We start from the raw sequence: 15,258 nt of genomic DNA, 5'->3' as shown, positions 1-15,258 counted from the left end.
GCATTTGCTCCGGGCCTGCCCCGGAATGCCCCGTTTTAAGGCTCCCCCATGTCCGACAACGCCAGCCCCGAATCCACCGCACCGGATTACCGCAGCACCCTGAACCTGCCCGACACCCCCTTCCCCATGCGCGGCGACCTGCCCAAGCGCGAGCCGGGCTGGGTCAAGGAGTGGGAGGACAAGGGCCTGTACAAGCGCCTGCGCGATGCGCGCTGCGGCGCGCCCAAGTTCATCCTGCACGACGGCCCGCCCTATGCCAACGGCCAGATCCACATGGGCCACGCGGTCAACAAGATCCTCAAGGACATGATCACCAAGGCGCGCCAGCTCGAAGGCTTCGACGCGCTGTACGTGCCCGGCTGGGATTGCCACGGCCTGCCGATCGAGAACGCCATCGAGAAGAAGCACGGCCGCAACCTGAGCCGCGACGACATGCAGGCCAAGAGCCGCGCCTATGCCACGGAGCAGATCGCCCAGCAGATGGCCGACTTCCAGCGCCTGGGCGTGCTCGGCGAGTGGGACAACCCCTACAAGACCATGAACTTCGCCAACGAGGCGGGCGAGATCCGTGCGTTCAAGCGCGTGATGGAGCGCGGCTTCGTGTACCGCGGCCTCAAGCCCGTGTACTGGTGCTTCGACTGCGGCAGCTCGCTGGCCGAGTTCGAGATCGAATACGCCGACAAGAAGAGCACCACGCTGGACGTGGCCTTCAAGGCGCACGAGCCCGCCAAGCTGGCCGCCGCCTTCGGCCTGCCCGCGCTGGCCAAGGACGCCTTCGTGGTGATCTGGACCACGACCGCCTGGACCATCCCCGCCAACCAGGCGCTGAACCTGAACCCTGAGATCAGCTACGCGCTGGTGGATGCCGGCGAGCGCCTGCTGCTCGTGGCCGAGCCGCTCGTGGCCTCGTGCCTGGAGCGCTACGGCCTGACCGGCCAGGTGCTGGCCACCACGGCGGGCAAGAACCTGGGCGGGCTCGAATTCGAGCACCCGCTGTACGACGTGGATGCCGGCTACCGCCGCCTCTCGCCCGTGTACCTGGCCGACTACGCCACGGCCGACGACGGCACGGGTATCGTGCACTCCTCGCCCGCCTACGGCCTGGAAGACTTCAACTCCTGCCGTGCCCATGGCCTCGCGCTCGAGGACATCCTGAACCCCGTGCAGGGCAACGGCACCTATGCGGCCGATTTCCCGCTGTTCGGCGGCCAGCACATCTGGAAGGCCGTGCCGGTCATCATCGAGGCGCTGCGCAATGCCGGCCGCCTGATGGCCACCAAGGACATCACCCACAGCTACCCGCACTGCTGGCGCCACAAGACGCCGGTGATCTACCGCGCAGCCGCGCAGTGGTTCATCCGCATGGACGAGGGCGAAGGCGTGTTCACCAAAGCCGGTGAGAAGCCCGCCAAAACGCTGCGCCAGATCGCGCTGGACGCCATCGAGCACACCAGCTTCTACCCCGAGAACGGCAAGACCCGCCTGCACGACATGATCTCCGGGCGGCCCGACTGGTGCATCTCGCGCCAGCGCAGCTGGGGCGTGCCCATCCCGTTCTTCCTGCACAAGGACTCGGGCGAGCTGCACCCGCGCACCATGGAAATCATGGACCAGGCGGCCGACATCGTCGAGAAGGGCGGCATCGAGGCCTGGAGTCGCGTGACGCCCGAGGAGATCCTGGGCGCCGAGGACGCAGCCTGCTACACCAAGAGCACCGACATCCTGGAGGTGTGGTTCGACTCCGGCTCCACCTTCTTCCACGTGCTGCGCGGCACGCACCCCAACGTGCACCACGACACCGGCCCCGAGGCCGACCTGTACCTGGAAGGCCATGACCAGCACCGCGGCTGGTTCCACAGCTCGCTGCTGCTGGCCAGCGCGCTGGAAGGCCGCGCGCCCTACCGCGGCCTGCTGACCCACGGCTTCACCGTGGACAGCCAGGGCCGCAAGATGAGCAAGTCGCTGGGCAACGGCATCGACCCGCAGGAGATCAACAAGAAGCTGGGCGCCGAGATCATCCGCCTGTGGGTGGCCGCCAGCGACTACTCAGGCGACATCGCGGGCGACGAGAAGATCCTCGCGCGCGTGGTGGACGCCTACCGCCGCATCCGCAACACGCTGCGCTTCCTGCTGGCCAATGTGAGCGACTTCGACCCGGCCACCGATACCGTGCCGTTCGAGCAGATGCTGGAGATCGACCGCTATGCCCTCACGCGCGCGGCCGAGTTCCAGGCCACGGTGCTCGCGCACTACAAGGTCTACGAGTTCCACCCCGTGGTGGCCAAGCTGCAGCTGTACTGCTCGGAAGACCTGGGTGGCTTCTACCTCGATGTGCTCAAGGACCGCCTGTACACCACGGCGCCCAAGAGCCTGGCGCGCCGCAGTGCGCAGACCGCGCTCTACCAGATCACGCACGCCATGCTGCGCTGGATGGCACCGTTCCTGTCGTTCACGGCCGAAGAGGCATGGAAGGTGTTCGGCAGCTCGGAATCCATCTTCGTGGAGACCTACGGCTCCATCGCCGGCGCCGACGAAGGCCTGCTGGCCAAGTGGTCGCGCCTGCGCGAGATCCGCGACGCGGTGAACAAGCAGATCGAGGTGCTGCGCGCCGAGGGCCAGGTGGGCTCGTCGCTGCAGGCCAATCTGGTGCTCACGGCCGCGCCCGAGGACCACGCGCTGCTGGCCAGCCTGGGCGATGACCTGCGCTTCGTGTTCATCACCTCGGCCGTCGAGCTGGCAGCCGGCGATGCCCTGCAGATCCGCGTTGCGCCCAGCACCGATGCCAAGTGCGACCGCTGCTGGCACTACCGCGCCGACGTGGGCCAGGACCCGGCCCACCCAACGATCTGCGGCCGCTGCACGAGCAACCTGTACGGAGCCGGCGAAAGCCGAGCGCACGCGTGATGGCAGCGGCAAGCGGCACCTCCACCTCGGCGCTGGGCCGCATGTGGCCCTGGCTGGCCTGGGCCGTGGTGATCCTGGTCGCCGACCAGGTCACCAAGTCGCTGATCCTGGACGCCTACCGCCTGGGGGATGCCACGCCCATCACCAGCTTCTTCAACATCGTGCGCGCGCACAACACGGGCGCGGCCTTCTCCTTCCTGGCCGACGCCGGGGGCTGGCAGCGCTGGGCCTTCACCGGCATCGGCGTGGCTGCAACCATCTTCATCGTCTGGCAGCTGCGGGCGCACCCGGAGCAAAAGCTGTTCTGCTTTGCACTGTCCAGCATCCTGGGCGGCGCCGTGGGCAATGTGGTGGACCGCATGATGCATGGCTACGTGGTCGACTTCCTGGACTTCTACGCACGCGGCTACCATTTTCCGGCCTTCAACCTGGCGGACTCGGCCATCACCGTGGGCGCTGTGTGCCTGGTGCTCGACGAGCTGCTGCGGATGAAGAAAGCGAAGTAACCCCCTCGCTCCCGCACTCCTGAACGGCCCCTCGAGGGCCGTTTTTCATGCCCCGGCCCTGGCGCCCCGGTCACACGTACGTCACACGGCTTCGCTCCAATGTAAACGTTTACATTGCAACGAGGTTCCATGAGCATCCAGGACGTGGCCCGCCAGGCGGGGGTCTCGGTCGCCACCGTGTCGCGGGTCTTCAACCTGCCCGACAAGGTGACGCCCGCCACGCGCGAGCATGTGGAGCAGGTGGCCCAGACCCTGGGCTACCTGCCCAACGCCAGCGCGCGCACCTTGCGCACCCAGCGCAGCCGCGTGATCGGCGTGGTATTGCCTACCCTGCTCAACCCGGTGTTTGCCGAATGCCTGCAGGGCATCGCCCAGGCGGCAGTCAGCGCTGGTTACGCAATCTTGCCCTTTGCCTCCGAATACCTGCTGGCGCAGGAAGACCGTGCCGTGCACCTGCTGCTGGCGGGCAATGTGGACGGCATGATCCTGGTGGTCTCCGACCCTGCCACGTCGATCGCACTGCAGCGCCTGGCCGAGGCCGGCCTGCCCTATGTGCTGGCCTACAACCGGCACCCGGACCACCCCTGCGTCTCGGTGGACGGCGAGCAGGCCGTGGCCGAACTGGTGGCCCACCTGGCAGCGCTCGGGCACCGGCGCATCACCATGGTCAGCGGGCAGTTTTCGGCGTCCGACCGCGCCCAGCAACGCTGGCGCGGCTTCCAGCGCGGCATGGCTGCGGCCGGCCTGGCCGATGCTCCGGTGCTCGAAGTCCCCTTCGTCGAGACCGCCGTGCAGGACATCACCGCCGTGCTGCAGCAGCGAAGCCGGCCCACCGCCCTGGTCTGCTCCAACGACCTGCTGGCCTTTCGCAGCATCCGCGCCGCGCACCTGGCCGGGCTGGCCGTGCCGCGCGACCTGAGCGTGGCGGGCTTCGACGGCATCGCCCTGGGCGAAGACCTGACCCCCATGCTGAGCACCGTGGCCCAGCCCAACGCCGACATCGGCCGCTGCAGCGTGCAGCTGCTGGTGCAGGCCATGGCCAGCGGTGCGCCGCTGGCGCCCGATGCCGGACTGACCCTGGCCCACCACCTTCGCACGGGCGAGTCCTGCGCGCCCGCCTGATCCCCTCGCCCCACCCCCTTCGTCCACAGGAGTCTTCGATGAAACACACGCTCACCCGTTCCATGCGCGCCGCCGCGCTGGCCCTAGGCCTGACTGCCGCCGGCTCGGCCATGGCGCAAACAGCCATCTGCTACAACTGCCCGCCCGAATGGGCCGACTGGGGCAGCCAGATCAAGGCCATCAAGGCCAAGACCGGCGTCACCGTGCCGCCCGACAACAAGAACTCCGGCCAGTCGCTCGCGCAGTTGGCGGCCGAAAAGGCCAGCCCCGTGGCCGACGTGACCTACCTGGGCGTGACCTTCGCCATCCAGGCGCAGAAGGACGGCCTCGTCGCCCCTTACCAACCGGCCGCATGGAAGGACATCCCCGACGGCCTCAAGGACCCTGCCGGCCACTGGTTCACCATCCACTCGGGCACGCTGGGTTTCATGGTCAATGTGGACGCGCTCAAGGGCAAGCCCGTGCCGCAATCGTGGGCCGACCTGCTCAAGCCCGACTACAAGGGCTTGATCGGCTATCTGGACCCGGCCTCGGCCTTCGTGGGCTACGTGGGCGCCGTGGCCGCCAACCAGGCACGCGGCGGCACGCTGGAGAACTTCGGCCCCGGGATCGACTACTTCAAGGCCCTGCAGAAGAACGAACCCATCGTGCCCAAGCAAACCTCGTATGCGCGCGTGCTGTCGGGCGAGATCGCGATCCTGCTGGACTACGACTTCAATGCCTACCGCGCCAAGTACAAGGACAAGGCCAACGTGCAGTTCGTGATCCCTGCCGAGGGTACGCTGGTGGTGCCTTACGTGATGAGCCTGGTGGCCAACGCGCCCCACGCGGCCGATGGCAAGAAGGTGCTGGATTTCGTGCTCTCCGACGAAGGCCAGGCCCTGTGGGCCAACGCCTACCTGCGCCCGGTGCGCGCCAGCGCCATGCCCAAGGAGGTGCAGGCGCGCTTCCTGCCCGCCAGCGACTACGCACGCGCCAAGACGGTGGACTACGGCCGCATGGCCGCCGTGCAGAAGGCGTTCTCCGACCGCTACCTTGCTGAAGTCAAGTAATCGCCATGCGCCACGGCTTCGCTCCCTCGCGCACGCTGCTGCTTGCCTGCGCCGCGCCGGCCGTGGGTTTCTTCGCGGCCTTCTGGTTGCTGCCTGTGGCCCTGCTGCTGGCCTTGCCGGCCGGCAAGGGCTGGGCCACCTATTTCGCGGTGTTGACCAACGCCCGCTACCTGCAGAGCCTGCTGCAGACGCTGGGCCTGTCGCTCACCGTCACGCTGGCCACCCTGGTGCTGGGCGCGCTGGTGGGCATCACGCTGGCGCGCCAGCGCTTTCGCGGGCGGCAGTTGCTGCTGTCGCTGCTTACGCTGCCGCTGTCCTTCCCCGGTGTGATCGTGGGCTTCTTCATGATTTTGCTGGGTGGGCGCCAAGGGCTGGTGGCCGACCTCTCGGATGCGCTGGGCCAGGGCCGCACCACCTTTGCCTACGGGCTCACCGGCCTGTTCCTGGCCTACCTGTATTTCTCGCTGCCGCGCGCCATCGCCACCTACACCGCGGCCGCTGGTGCCATGGATGCGGCGCTGGAAGAAGCCGCCCGCTCACTCGGTGCCTCGCGCTGGCGCGTGGCGCGCGACGTGTGGCTGCCCGAACTGGCCGCCACCACGCTGGGCTGCGGCGCCATCGTCTTTGCCACCGCCATGGGCGCCTTCGGCACGGCCTTCACGCTGGCCAGCAAGTTCGAGGTGCTGCCCATCACCATCTACAACGAGTTCACCAACTACGCCAACTTCGCGCTGGCGGCCAGCCTGTCGATCACGCTGGGGCTGATCACCTGGCTGGTGCTCTGGGCCGCGCGCCGCGCATCCGGCACCTCGGCCTTCTGAAGCATCCATGATGAGAAACGCACGACAAGCCCCCTGGTCCCTGGTGGCGCTGACCGCGCTGGTGGCCCTGTTCATGTTGGCGCCTATTGCGCTGTCGGTCATGGCTGGCCTGGTCAACAACTACAGTGCCGGCCTCAAAAGCGGCCTCACGCTGCGCTGGCTCGGCGAGGTGTGGGAGAACTACGGCGGCACTGTGGGTGCCTCGCTGCTGCTGGCACTGCTGTGCGTGCTGGGCAACCTCGCCATCGGCGTGCCCTGTGCCTATGCGCTGGCGCGCAGCCGCTCGCGCTGGGCACGGCTGCTCGAAGAGCTGCTGACCCTGCCCGTGGCGGTGCCCGGCCTGGCCAGCGCGCTGGCGCTGATCCTGGCCTACGGCACGCTCAAGGGCTTCCGTCAGAGTTTCGCTTTCATCCTCGTCGGGCACATGGTGTTCACGCTGCCCTTCATGGTGCGCACCGTGGGCGCCGCCTTCCAGAAGGACGAGCTGCGCTCGCTCGAGGAGGCCGCGCGCTCGTTGGGGGCCAGCTTCATGCAGCGCTTCCTCGGGGTGCTGGTGCCCGCCGTGCTGCCGGCCATCGTGGCGGGCAGCCTGATGGTGTTCACGCTGTCGGTGGGCGAATTCAACCTCACCTGGATGCTGCACACCCCGCTCACGCGCACCCTGCCCGTGGGCCTGGCCGACAGCTATGCCTCCATGCGCATCGAGATCGGCTCGGCCTACACGCTGGTCTTCCTGATCGTCATCCTGCCCGTGCTGTGGGGCCTGCAGGCCCTCGGCAGCCTCATCGAGAAACACCATGGAACTTGAACGCACGCGCGTGGACGTGGTCCACTGCGCCAAAACCTATGCCGACGGCACGCGCGGCCTGCAGCCCACGGACCTGACCGTGGAGCCCGGCGAGGTGCTGGCCCTGCTGGGCCCCTCGGGCTGCGGCAAGACCACGCTGCTGCGCCTGATCGCGGGCCTGGAAGCGCCCGATGCGGGCAGCCGCATCGCCTTCGGCGGCACGGACGTGACGCAACTGCCCATCGAGCAGCGCGGCATCGGCATGGTGTTCCAGCACTATGCATTGTTCCCGCAGATGACGGTGGCCGCCAACATCGGCTACGGCCTGCGCATCCGCGGCACCGATGCCGCCGAGCAGCGCCGCGTGGTCGGCGAACTGGTGGACCTGGTGCGCCTGAACGGGCTGGAATACAAGCGCCCCGCTGAACTCTCGGGCGGCCAGCGCCAGCGCGTGGCCCTGGCACGTGCCGTGGCCGTGCGGCCGCGTGTGCTGCTGCTGGACGAACCGCTCACGGCGCTGGACGCCAAGCTCAAGGAATCCCTGCGCGACGAACTGGCCGAGCTGCTGCGGCGCCTGCACATCACGGCCATCCACGTCACGCACGACCAGCAGGAGGCCCTGGCCATTGCCGACCGGCTGGCAGTGATGCAGGCCGGGCGCATCGTGCAGGTGGGCGACGGCGAGACGCTGTACCGCGCGCCGGCCCACCCCTTTGTGGCCAGCTTCCTGGGCCGGGTGAACCGGCTGCAGCGCGACGAAGCGGCGCGCCAGCGCCAGGTGCTGCCCCTGGGCAGCACCGAACTGCCCTGCCCTGCTGCGTGCGCCGCCGACACCGTTCTGCTGGTGCGCCCCGAGGACATCGAGGTGCAGGCCGGTCCTGCTGGCGAGGGCTGGAGCCGCGCCGAGGTGCTGCGCCGCAGCTTCCTGGGCGAGCGCGTGCAGCTCACGCTGGCCGTGGCGGGCCAGGAGCCCCTGCAGGCCGACGTGGCCCGCGATCATCCGGCCCGCCAGGGTGAGGGTGTGGCCATCCGCATCCACCCCGAACGCCTCATGCCCAGCCACCAGACCCTCTGAGATTTTCCAGAACCCATGACCACCCTGCTGCTGCAACTGTCCGACCTGCACATCCGCGAGCCCGGCCGCCTGGCCTACGGCCGCATCAACACCGCCCCCTACCTGACCCAGGCAGTGCAGACCATCCTGCGCCTGCCCCAGCAGCCCACCGCCCTGGTGGTCACCGGGGACCTCACCGACTTCGGCCGCGCGGCCGAGTACGAGCACCTGCGCGGCCTGCTGGCGCCACTGGGCGACCTGCCCACCTACCTGCTGCCCGGCAACCACGACGAGCGCCAGCAACTGCGCGCCAGCTTCCCGGACCACCATTACCTGGGCGAAGAAGGCTTTGTGCAGTACAGCGTGCCCATCGGCGCGCTGACCCTGATCGCACTGGACACCGTGGTGCCCGGCGCCAGCGAGGGCGGCCTGTGCGCCGAGCGCCTGGCCTGGCTGGCGCGCGAGCTGGAGACGCACCGTGCGCGGCCCGTGGTGATCGCCATGCACCACCCGCCTTTCCGCACCCTGATCGGCCACATGGACAACATCGGGCTGCTGCAAGGCGCGCAGGAACTGGAGGCCCTGGTGGCGCGCTACCCGAATGTGGAGCGCATCGTCTGCGGCCACCTGCACCGCAGCATCCAGGTGCGCTTTGGCGGCACCCTGGCCATGACCGTGCCCTCACCCGCCCACCAAGTCTGCCTGGACCTGGCTCCGGACGCCGCCTCGGCCTGGACCCTGGAGCCGCCCGGCTTCGCCCTGCATGCGCTGCCAGAAGGAGGGCGCCTGGTCAGTCACCTGGCGGCCAGCGGCAGCCACCCAGGCCCCTTTCCCTTCCACGACGGCGGGCAACTGATCGACTAGCAGCGTCCATGGCGCGCAACACACCTGCCGCCTCATGGGCATGCTTCCCGCGCTATGGATTCAGGAGTATGCTTGAGCGTCCGTTATGTGTCATTTTTATGACAATGGCGGGTGCCCTTATTGTCTGCGAGCGCCCACTCCATACAGGAGTCGCTCTGCGCCGCAGCCCTTCTCGCGCCCGCCCCAGGGTGCGGCAGCGCCCTGTAATCCCGCAATGTGGAAATGAACGGATGGAGCCGGCCCGACTTCGGGCACGGTGCATGCTTGCCAGTGCACGTCACAAGAAGAAAAGTTAGCGTTTACTAATGAAGCATCTCCTGAATCTGTTGGCAGCAGTCGCGCTGCTGGTGTGGGGAACCAACCTCGTACGTACCGGCGTGCTGCGCGTATTCGGCGCCAACCTGCGGACCCTGCTGGCCCGCAGCATGGGCAACCGCTTCACGGCCGCCCTCTCCGGCATGGGTGTCACCGCGCTCGTGCAGTCGAGCACGGCCACCTCGCTCATGACCTCGTCCTTCGTGGGCCAGGGGCTCATCACCCTGCCTGCGGCCCTGGCGGTGATGCGCGGGGCCGATGTGGGCACGGCGCTGATGTCGGTGCTGTTCTCGTTCGATCTGTCCTGGCTGTCGCCCCTGTTCATCTTCGTGGGCGTGGTGCTGTTCATCTCGCGCCAGGCCAGCACGGCCGGGCGCGTGGGCCGGGTGTTGATCGGCCTGGGCCTGATGCTGCTGGCCCTGGAGATGGTGGTGCAGGCCAGCGGGCCCATGCTGGCTTCGCCCATCATCAAGGCCATGCTGGGCTCGCTCAACAGCGACATCGTGCTGGAGATCTTCATGGGCGCACTGCTGGCGGTGCTGGCCTATTCCAGCCTGGCCATCGTGCTGCTGCTGGCCGCCATGGCCGCCTCCCAGGTGGTGCCGCTGGACGTGGCCCTGGGCCTGGTGCTGGGTGCCAACCTGGGCAGCGGGCTGCTGGCCGTGCTGACCACGGCCAAGTCGGCCATCGAGGTGCGCCAGGTCACCGTGGGCAATCTGGCCTTCAAGCTGCTGGGGGTATTGCTGGTCGCCCCCTTCATCGGGCTGTGGCTCAAATACGTGCAACCGCAGTTGCCGGGCGCAGGCCCGGGGGTGGTGTTGTTCCACCTGGGCTTCAACGTGGTCATCAGCGTGGGCTTCATCGGCTTTACCCACTGGGTGGCCGACTGGGTCGCGCGCCTGCTGCCGCGCGACAAGGCGCAGTCGGCGGCCGGGCGGCGGCCCCAGCACCTGGACCCGTCCGCACTGGCCACCCCGTCGCTGGCCATTTCGTGCGCGGCCCGGGAGGCCCTGCACCAGGCCGATGTGGTCGAATCCATGATGATCGGCCTGCACACCGTGATCCGCACCGACAACCTGCAACTGGCCGAGGAGCTGCGCAAGCTCGATGACGAGGTGGACGGCCTGTACTCGGCGATCAAGTACTACATGACCAAGATCTCCCGCGAGGCCCTGGACGAGCGCGAGGGCCGGCGCTGGGCGGACATCATCAGCTTCACCATCAACATGGAGCAGATCGGCGACATCATCGAGCGGGTGCTGATCGACATCGAGGACAAGAAGATCAAGAAAGGCCGCCAGTTCTCCGAGGCCGGCATGGAAGAAATCAACGAACTGCACGCCCGCCTGCTCGACAACCTGCGCCTGGCGATGAGCGTGTTCCTCAATGGCAATGTGCGCGATGCGCAGAAGCTGCTGGAGGAAAAGGCGCGCTTTCGCGACCTGGAGCGCGCCTACTCGACCACCCACCTGATGCGCCTGTCGGACAAGACGGTGCAGAGCATCGAGACCAGCTCGCTGCACATCGACCTGATCAGCGAACTCAAGCGCATCAACTCGCTGCTGTGCTCGGTGGCCTACCCGATCCTGGAGTCGGCCGGCGCGCTGGCACCCAGCCGCCTGCGCGCTGCGGTCACCCCGGAGTGAGGCGCTGCTGTGCGTTGGCCGCGGTCGAATCCAGGTAGCCCCCGATCACCAGCCCGGCCTCTTGCGTGAACTCGCCCTGGGCCACCTGGCGCTGCACCGCGTCCAGGTCCAGCAACTCGAAGCGCTCCACCTCGCCATCCTGGTTGGCGGGCTCCATGCCCCCAGGCACCGTGGCGCTGAACCAGTCGATGCGCTCGACCATGTAGCCGATGCCGCCGCCTTCGCGGCTGGGCCGGGAAAAGAGCACATGGCCGCCATGGGCCACACCGGACAGGTGGGCCGTGTGCAGCCCGGCTTCCTCCCAGGTCTCGCGTGCGAGGGCCTGCTCCAGCGTATCGACGGCCGCAACCATGCCGCCCATCAGCGTGTCCCACATGCCGGGGTTGTTGGGCTTGGTGCGCGAGCGCAGTTGCACCCACATGCGCCCGTCGGGCGCCAGGCCCACCAGGTGCACGGCCCGCGTGGCAATGCCCAGCACACGCACGGCGCCGCGCTCCACGGTGGCGACCACTTCGCCCTGGGCATTGGGCACGGCCAGTTGCTCATTGCGCCAGGGGCCGCACCGGTCTTGCGCACGCAGCACAGCGGCCAGTGCGTTGAGCGCAGCCGTGGCCTCGCCCGGCGCCACGTCCAGGTGCCAGCCCTGTTCCTGTCTGTGCAGGCGATGGCCGCCTCCTTCCAGACCAGGGGCCACAGCATCCAGCACGCCTTCGGCCACCGAGCCCACGAGCTGCCCTGCCACCGACAGCGGCAAGCGCAGTTGCGCCGGGGCCTGCTGCGCGGCCACCCGGGCCGCGGCCAGCCAGCCGGCCCAAGTCTGTGCCTGCGTGCTCACAGCGTGAGGATGGTGCAGCCGGTGGTCTTGCGCGCTTCGAGGTCGCGGTGCGCCTGCTGCACCTGGGCCAGCGGGTAGCGCTGGTCGATGTGGATCTTCACCTGGCCGCTGGCCACCACGGCAAACAGGTCGTCGGCCATGGCCTGTGTGCTCTCGCGCGTGGCGATGTGGGTGAACAGGGTCTGGCGCGTGACGTAGAGCGAGCCCTTGGCCCCGAGCGCGCCAGGCGCAAACGGTGGTACCGGGCCCGAGGCATTGCCGAAACTGGCCATGAGGCCGAAGGGGCGCAGGCATTCGAGCGACTTGTCCCAGGTGTCCTTGCCCACGGAGTCGTACACCACCTTCACGCCCTGGCCACCGGTGATCTCCTTGACGCGCGCCGCAAAGTCCTCGGTGTTGTAGTTGATGGCATGGGCTGCGCCGTTGGCCAGCGCCAGCTGGCACTTGGCGTCGGTGCCGGCCGTGCCGATGAGCTTGAGGCCCAGGGCCTTGGCCCACTGGCTGGCGATCAGGCCCACGCCGCCGGCGGCCGCGTGGAACAGCACGTGGTCGCCGGCCACGAGGCCCTGCACGGGCAGCGTCTTCTTGAGCAGGTACTGTGCCGTCAGGCCCTTGAGCATCATGGCCGCGCCGGTCTCGAAGCTGATGGCATCGGGCAGCTTGCAGACGCATATGGCGGGCATCACACGCAGCTCGCAGTAACTGCCGGGTGGCTGGCTGGCGTAGGCCGCGCGGTCGCCCACCTTCAGGTGCGTGACGCCCTCGCCCACGGCCTCGACCACGCCCGCGGCCTCCATGCCGATGGTGGCCGGCATGGAGAGGGGGTACAGGCCCGTGCGGTGGTACACGTCGATGTAGTTCAGGCCGACGGCATGGTGGCGAATGCGGATCTCACCGGGGCCGGGCTCGCCCACAGTGACATCGGCAAGGTGGAGTTCTTCGGGGCCGCCATGCTGGCGGATCTGGACGGCGAGGCTCATGGTGCGGGTCTCCTGGTGGCTTGGAACAATCGGCGGCATCGTGCCATGAATCTGCAAGGCTTGCCCAGTGCGGGCCGATACATTAGCGGGATGACACAAAGACTCACGCCCGGCACGGCGGCGATGCTGGTGGTGCCGCCGATGCTGTGGGCCGGCAATGCCGTGGTCGGCCGGCTGGTGCACGACCTGATCCCGCCCCTCACCCTCAATTTCATCCGCTGGGTCCTGGCCTTTTTCATCCTGCTGCCGCTGGCGCACCACGTGCTGCGCAAGGACAGCCCGCTGTGGCCGCAATGGCGCCGCTATGCGCTGCTGGGCCTGCTCGGCGTGGGCCTGTACAACGCGCTGCAGTACATGGCGCTGCAGACCTCCACCCCGATCAACGCCACGCTGGTGGGCTCCAGCATGCCGGTCTGGATGCTGGCCGTGGGGGCCCTGTTCTTCAAGGCACCGGTCACGCGCCGCCAGGTGGCGGGCGCCTTCCTGTCCATGTGCGGCGTGCTGCTGGTCCTGTCACGCGGCGAATGGGGCCAGCTGCTGGCCCTGCGCCTGGTTCCGGGCGACCTGTTCATGGTGCTGGCCACCATCTCCTGGGCGTTCTACAGCTGGATGCTGTCAGGCACGCGCGAGCCGGCCGCCATCCGCGGGGACTGGGCGGCTTTTCTGATGGCGCAGATGGTGTTCGGCCTGGCCTGGTCGGGCAGTTTTGCCGGGCTGGAGTGGGCCAGCGGGCGCACGCACATCGCATGGGGCGGGCCGCTGTTGGCCGCACTGGCCTTCATCGCCGTGGGGCCCGCCGTGCTGGCCTACCGCTTCTGGGGCGTGGGCGTGCAGCGCGCAGGCCCTGCGCTGGCGAGCTTCTTCGTGAACCTCACGCCGTTGTTCGCCGCGCTGCTGTCAGCGGCCTTCCTGGGCGACACGCCGCAGCTGTTCCACGGCCTGGCTTTCGCCCTCATCGTCGGCGGAATCGTCGTGTCGTCGCGGCGCTGACGAAGCCCTCCCGGGCTTCGCGCCACCACCCAGCCTCTGGGTCTAGGTATCAGATACCGGCAGCCCGCGCCCCAGGCAGCGATTGGCTGATCACCGTGCGCTCGACCAGGCGGTCGTCGCCCAGCACGATCATCGCGAACAGCAGCTCGTCCAAGTTGCTGGCCTGGGCCGTCTTGCGCGCCAGCAGCGGGGTGGCCGCGGGATTGATCACCACGAAATCACCCTCGCAGCCGGGCTGCAGGTTGCCCACAACGCCACCCAGGCCCAGGGCCTTGGCGGCGCCGGCCGTGTGCTGCCACCACAGCTGCTGGGGCGACAGGCTCAGGCCCTGCTTGGTCTGGCCCTCGCGCCCCACGTAGTAGGCGGCCAGCATGGTGCGAAACGGGCTGAAGCTGGTGCCGCCGCCCACGTCGCTGGCCAGGCCGTAGCCAAAACCCACGCGGTCGGCGCCCGCGTAGTCGAAGAAGCCGCTGCCCAGGAACAGGTTGCTCGTGGGGCTGACGGCGGCCACGGTGCCGGTGTCGCGCATCAGCGCGCGGTCGTCGTCGTCGAAGTGGATGCAGTGGGCGTACACCGCGCGCTCGCGCATCAGGCCGTAGTCGCCGTACACGCCCAGGTAGCTGCGCGAGGCGGGAAACAGCTCGCGCGCCCAGCGCACTTCGTCCAGGTTCTCGGCCACGTGCGACTGGATCCATACGTCGGGGTGGCGCGCGGCCAGCTCGCCGGCGCCTTGCAGCTGCTCGTGCGTGCTGGTGGGGGCAAAGCGCGGCGTGATGGCATAGCCCAGGCGGTCCACGCCGTGCCAGCGGCGGATCAGCGCCTCGGTGTCGATCAGGCTTTGCTCGGTCTGGTCGCGCACGCCGTCGGGCGAATGGCGGTCCTGCAGCACCTTGCCGGTGATCAGGCGCAGCTGGCGGTTCTGCGCCTCGGTGAACAGCGCGTCCACGCTGGCCGGATGCGAGGTGGCGAAGGTCAGCGCCGTGGTCACGCCGTTGCGCAGCAGCTCGTCGACGAAGAAGCCGGCCACCTGGGCGCCGTAGGCCGGGTCGACGAAGCGCGACTCGTGCGGAAAGGTGTAGTTCTCCAGCCAGGGCAGGAGGCCCGCGGCCGGAGCGCCGATCACGTCGGTCTGCGGGAAGTGGATGTGCATGTCCGCAAAGCCCGGCGCGATGAGGCGGCCCGGCAGGTGCTCGACCGCCCCCTGCCCGTATTGCGCAGCCAGGGCATTCCAGGCACCTGCGGCCACCACGCGCTGGCGGCCCGCGCCATCGGGGGCGACGGCCAGCAGGCCATCCTCGTCGTACAGGGCCGAGCCATCGTCGGCGAAACGCAATAGGGCAGAACGGTAGACATGCATGGGCGCGAGCTTAGCGGTAGCGGCC

Annotated in this window: 13 protein-coding genes; 10 read left to right on the top strand and 3 right to left on the bottom strand. The window is 68.6% G+C overall.

What is annotated here, in order from left to right:
- Positions 1-48: 48 nt before the first annotated feature.
- The 9 genes from ileS (at position 49) to AC3WOH_RS08290 (ending at position 11,071) form a co-directional block, all read left to right on the top strand.
- Positions 49-2,904, top strand: coding sequence for an isoleucine--tRNA ligase (ileS, locus tag AC3WOH_RS08330; protein ID WP_492228888.1), 2,856 nt, complete (start codon positions 49-51; stop codon positions 2,902-2,904).
- Positions 2,904-3,410: a signal peptidase II gene (gene lspA / locus AC3WOH_RS08325; RefSeq protein ID WP_492228887.1), complete on the top strand. Its 507-nt coding sequence runs from the start codon at positions 2,904-2,906 to the stop codon at positions 3,408-3,410. The genes ileS and lspA overlap by 1 nt, the downstream gene beginning before the upstream one ends.
- 129 nt (positions 3,411-3,539) lie before the next feature.
- Positions 3,540-4,532 (top strand): LacI family DNA-binding transcriptional regulator, encoded by a 993-nt coding sequence (locus tag AC3WOH_RS08320; RefSeq protein ID WP_492228886.1) that lies wholly within the window; start codon positions 3,540-3,542, stop codon positions 4,530-4,532.
- A 38-nt stretch (positions 4,533-4,570) separates the two neighbouring features.
- Positions 4,571-5,584: an ABC transporter substrate-binding protein gene (locus AC3WOH_RS08315; RefSeq protein WP_492228885.1), complete on the top strand. Its 1,014-nt coding sequence runs from the start codon at positions 4,571-4,573 to the stop codon at positions 5,582-5,584.
- A gap of 5 nt (positions 5,585-5,589) precedes the next feature.
- Entirely contained in the window at positions 5,590-6,405 is an 816-nt protein-coding gene (locus tag AC3WOH_RS08310; RefSeq protein ID WP_492228884.1) for an ABC transporter permease, read from the top strand.
- A gap of 7 nt (positions 6,406-6,412) precedes the next feature.
- On the top strand, positions 6,413-7,213 hold the full coding sequence (locus tag AC3WOH_RS08305; protein ID WP_492228883.1) for an ABC transporter permease: 801 nt from the start codon (positions 6,413-6,415) through the stop codon (positions 7,211-7,213).
- Positions 7,203-8,267 carry an ABC transporter ATP-binding protein gene (locus AC3WOH_RS08300; RefSeq protein WP_492228882.1) on the top strand — a complete coding sequence of 355 codons (1,065 nt, stop codon included), beginning with the start codon at positions 7,203-7,205 and terminating at the stop codon, positions 8,265-8,267. Before AC3WOH_RS08305 ends, AC3WOH_RS08300 begins: the two co-directional genes overlap by 11 nt.
- 15 nt (positions 8,268-8,282) lie before the next feature.
- On the top strand, positions 8,283-9,110 hold the full coding sequence (locus tag AC3WOH_RS08295) for a phosphodiesterase (RefSeq protein WP_492228881.1): 828 nt from the start codon (positions 8,283-8,285) through the stop codon (positions 9,108-9,110).
- Between the two features lie 305 nt (positions 9,111-9,415).
- Positions 9,416-11,071, top strand: a complete 1,656-nt coding sequence (locus AC3WOH_RS08290) for a Na/Pi cotransporter family protein (RefSeq protein WP_492228880.1) — start codon at positions 9,416-9,418, stop codon at positions 11,069-11,071.
- Here the strand turns inward: AC3WOH_RS08290 and AC3WOH_RS08285 are convergent.
- Both AC3WOH_RS08285 and AC3WOH_RS08280 read right to left on the bottom strand, forming a co-directional pair.
- Positions 11,058-11,906 (bottom strand): NUDIX hydrolase, encoded by an 849-nt coding sequence (locus tag AC3WOH_RS08285; protein ID WP_492228878.1) that lies wholly within the window; start codon positions 11,904-11,906, stop codon positions 11,058-11,060. The two genes, AC3WOH_RS08290 and AC3WOH_RS08285, sit on opposite strands and share 14 nt — an antisense overlap.
- Positions 11,903-12,886: a quinone oxidoreductase family protein gene (locus AC3WOH_RS08280; protein ID WP_492228877.1), complete on the bottom strand. Its 984-nt coding sequence runs from the start codon at positions 12,884-12,886 to the stop codon at positions 11,903-11,905. Before AC3WOH_RS08280 ends, AC3WOH_RS08285 begins: the two co-directional genes overlap by 4 nt.
- Positions 12,887-12,976: 90 nt before the next feature.
- Between AC3WOH_RS08280 and AC3WOH_RS08275 the strand changes: the two genes are divergently transcribed.
- Complete coding sequence (locus tag AC3WOH_RS08275) at positions 12,977-13,876, top strand: DMT family transporter (protein WP_492228876.1); 900 nt, start codon at positions 12,977-12,979, stop codon at positions 13,874-13,876.
- Positions 13,877-13,925: 49 nt separating this feature from the next.
- On the opposite strand, the gene guaD is transcribed toward AC3WOH_RS08275, so the two are convergent.
- Positions 13,926-15,233, bottom strand: a complete 1,308-nt coding sequence (gene guaD / locus AC3WOH_RS08270; protein WP_492228875.1) for a guanine deaminase — start codon at positions 15,231-15,233, stop codon at positions 13,926-13,928.
- Positions 15,234-15,258 lie beyond the last annotated feature (25 nt).

It is taken from the genome of Acidovorax sp. FW305-C-20-28 (genome assembly GCF_058783375.1).
The sequence above is the reverse complement of the archived record's forward strand: the minus strand, read 5'-3'. Positions and strand labels throughout refer to the sequence as shown.

Coding starts and splice junctions, on each gene's coding strand:
- ileS (WP_492228888.1), top strand. CDS start 49: ATGTCCGACAACGCCAGCCCCGAATCCACCGCACCGGATTACCGCAGC.
- lspA (WP_492228887.1), top strand. CDS start 2,904: ATGGCAGCGGCAAGCGGCACCTCCACCTCGGCGCTGGGCCGCATGTGG.
- AC3WOH_RS08320 (WP_492228886.1), top strand. CDS start 3,540: ATGAGCATCCAGGACGTGGCCCGCCAGGCGGGGGTCTCGGTCGCCACC.
- AC3WOH_RS08315 (WP_492228885.1), top strand. CDS start 4,571: ATGAAACACACGCTCACCCGTTCCATGCGCGCCGCCGCGCTGGCCCTA.
- AC3WOH_RS08310 (WP_492228884.1), top strand. CDS start 5,590: ATGCGCCACGGCTTCGCTCCCTCGCGCACGCTGCTGCTTGCCTGCGCC.
- AC3WOH_RS08305 (WP_492228883.1), top strand. CDS start 6,413: ATGATGAGAAACGCACGACAAGCCCCCTGGTCCCTGGTGGCGCTGACC.
- AC3WOH_RS08300 (WP_492228882.1), top strand. CDS start 7,203: ATGGAACTTGAACGCACGCGCGTGGACGTGGTCCACTGCGCCAAAACC.
- AC3WOH_RS08295 (WP_492228881.1), top strand. CDS start 8,283: ATGACCACCCTGCTGCTGCAACTGTCCGACCTGCACATCCGCGAGCCC.
- AC3WOH_RS08290 (WP_492228880.1), top strand. CDS start 9,416: ATGAAGCATCTCCTGAATCTGTTGGCAGCAGTCGCGCTGCTGGTGTGG.
- AC3WOH_RS08280 (WP_492228877.1), bottom strand. CDS start 12,886: ATGAGCCTCGCCGTCCAGATCCGCCAGCATGGCGGCCCCGAAGAACTC.
- AC3WOH_RS08275 (WP_492228876.1), top strand. CDS start 12,977: ATGACACAAAGACTCACGCCCGGCACGGCGGCGATGCTGGTGGTGCCG.
- guaD (WP_492228875.1), bottom strand. CDS start 15,233: ATGCATGTCTACCGTTCTGCCCTATTGCGTTTCGCCGACGATGGCTCG.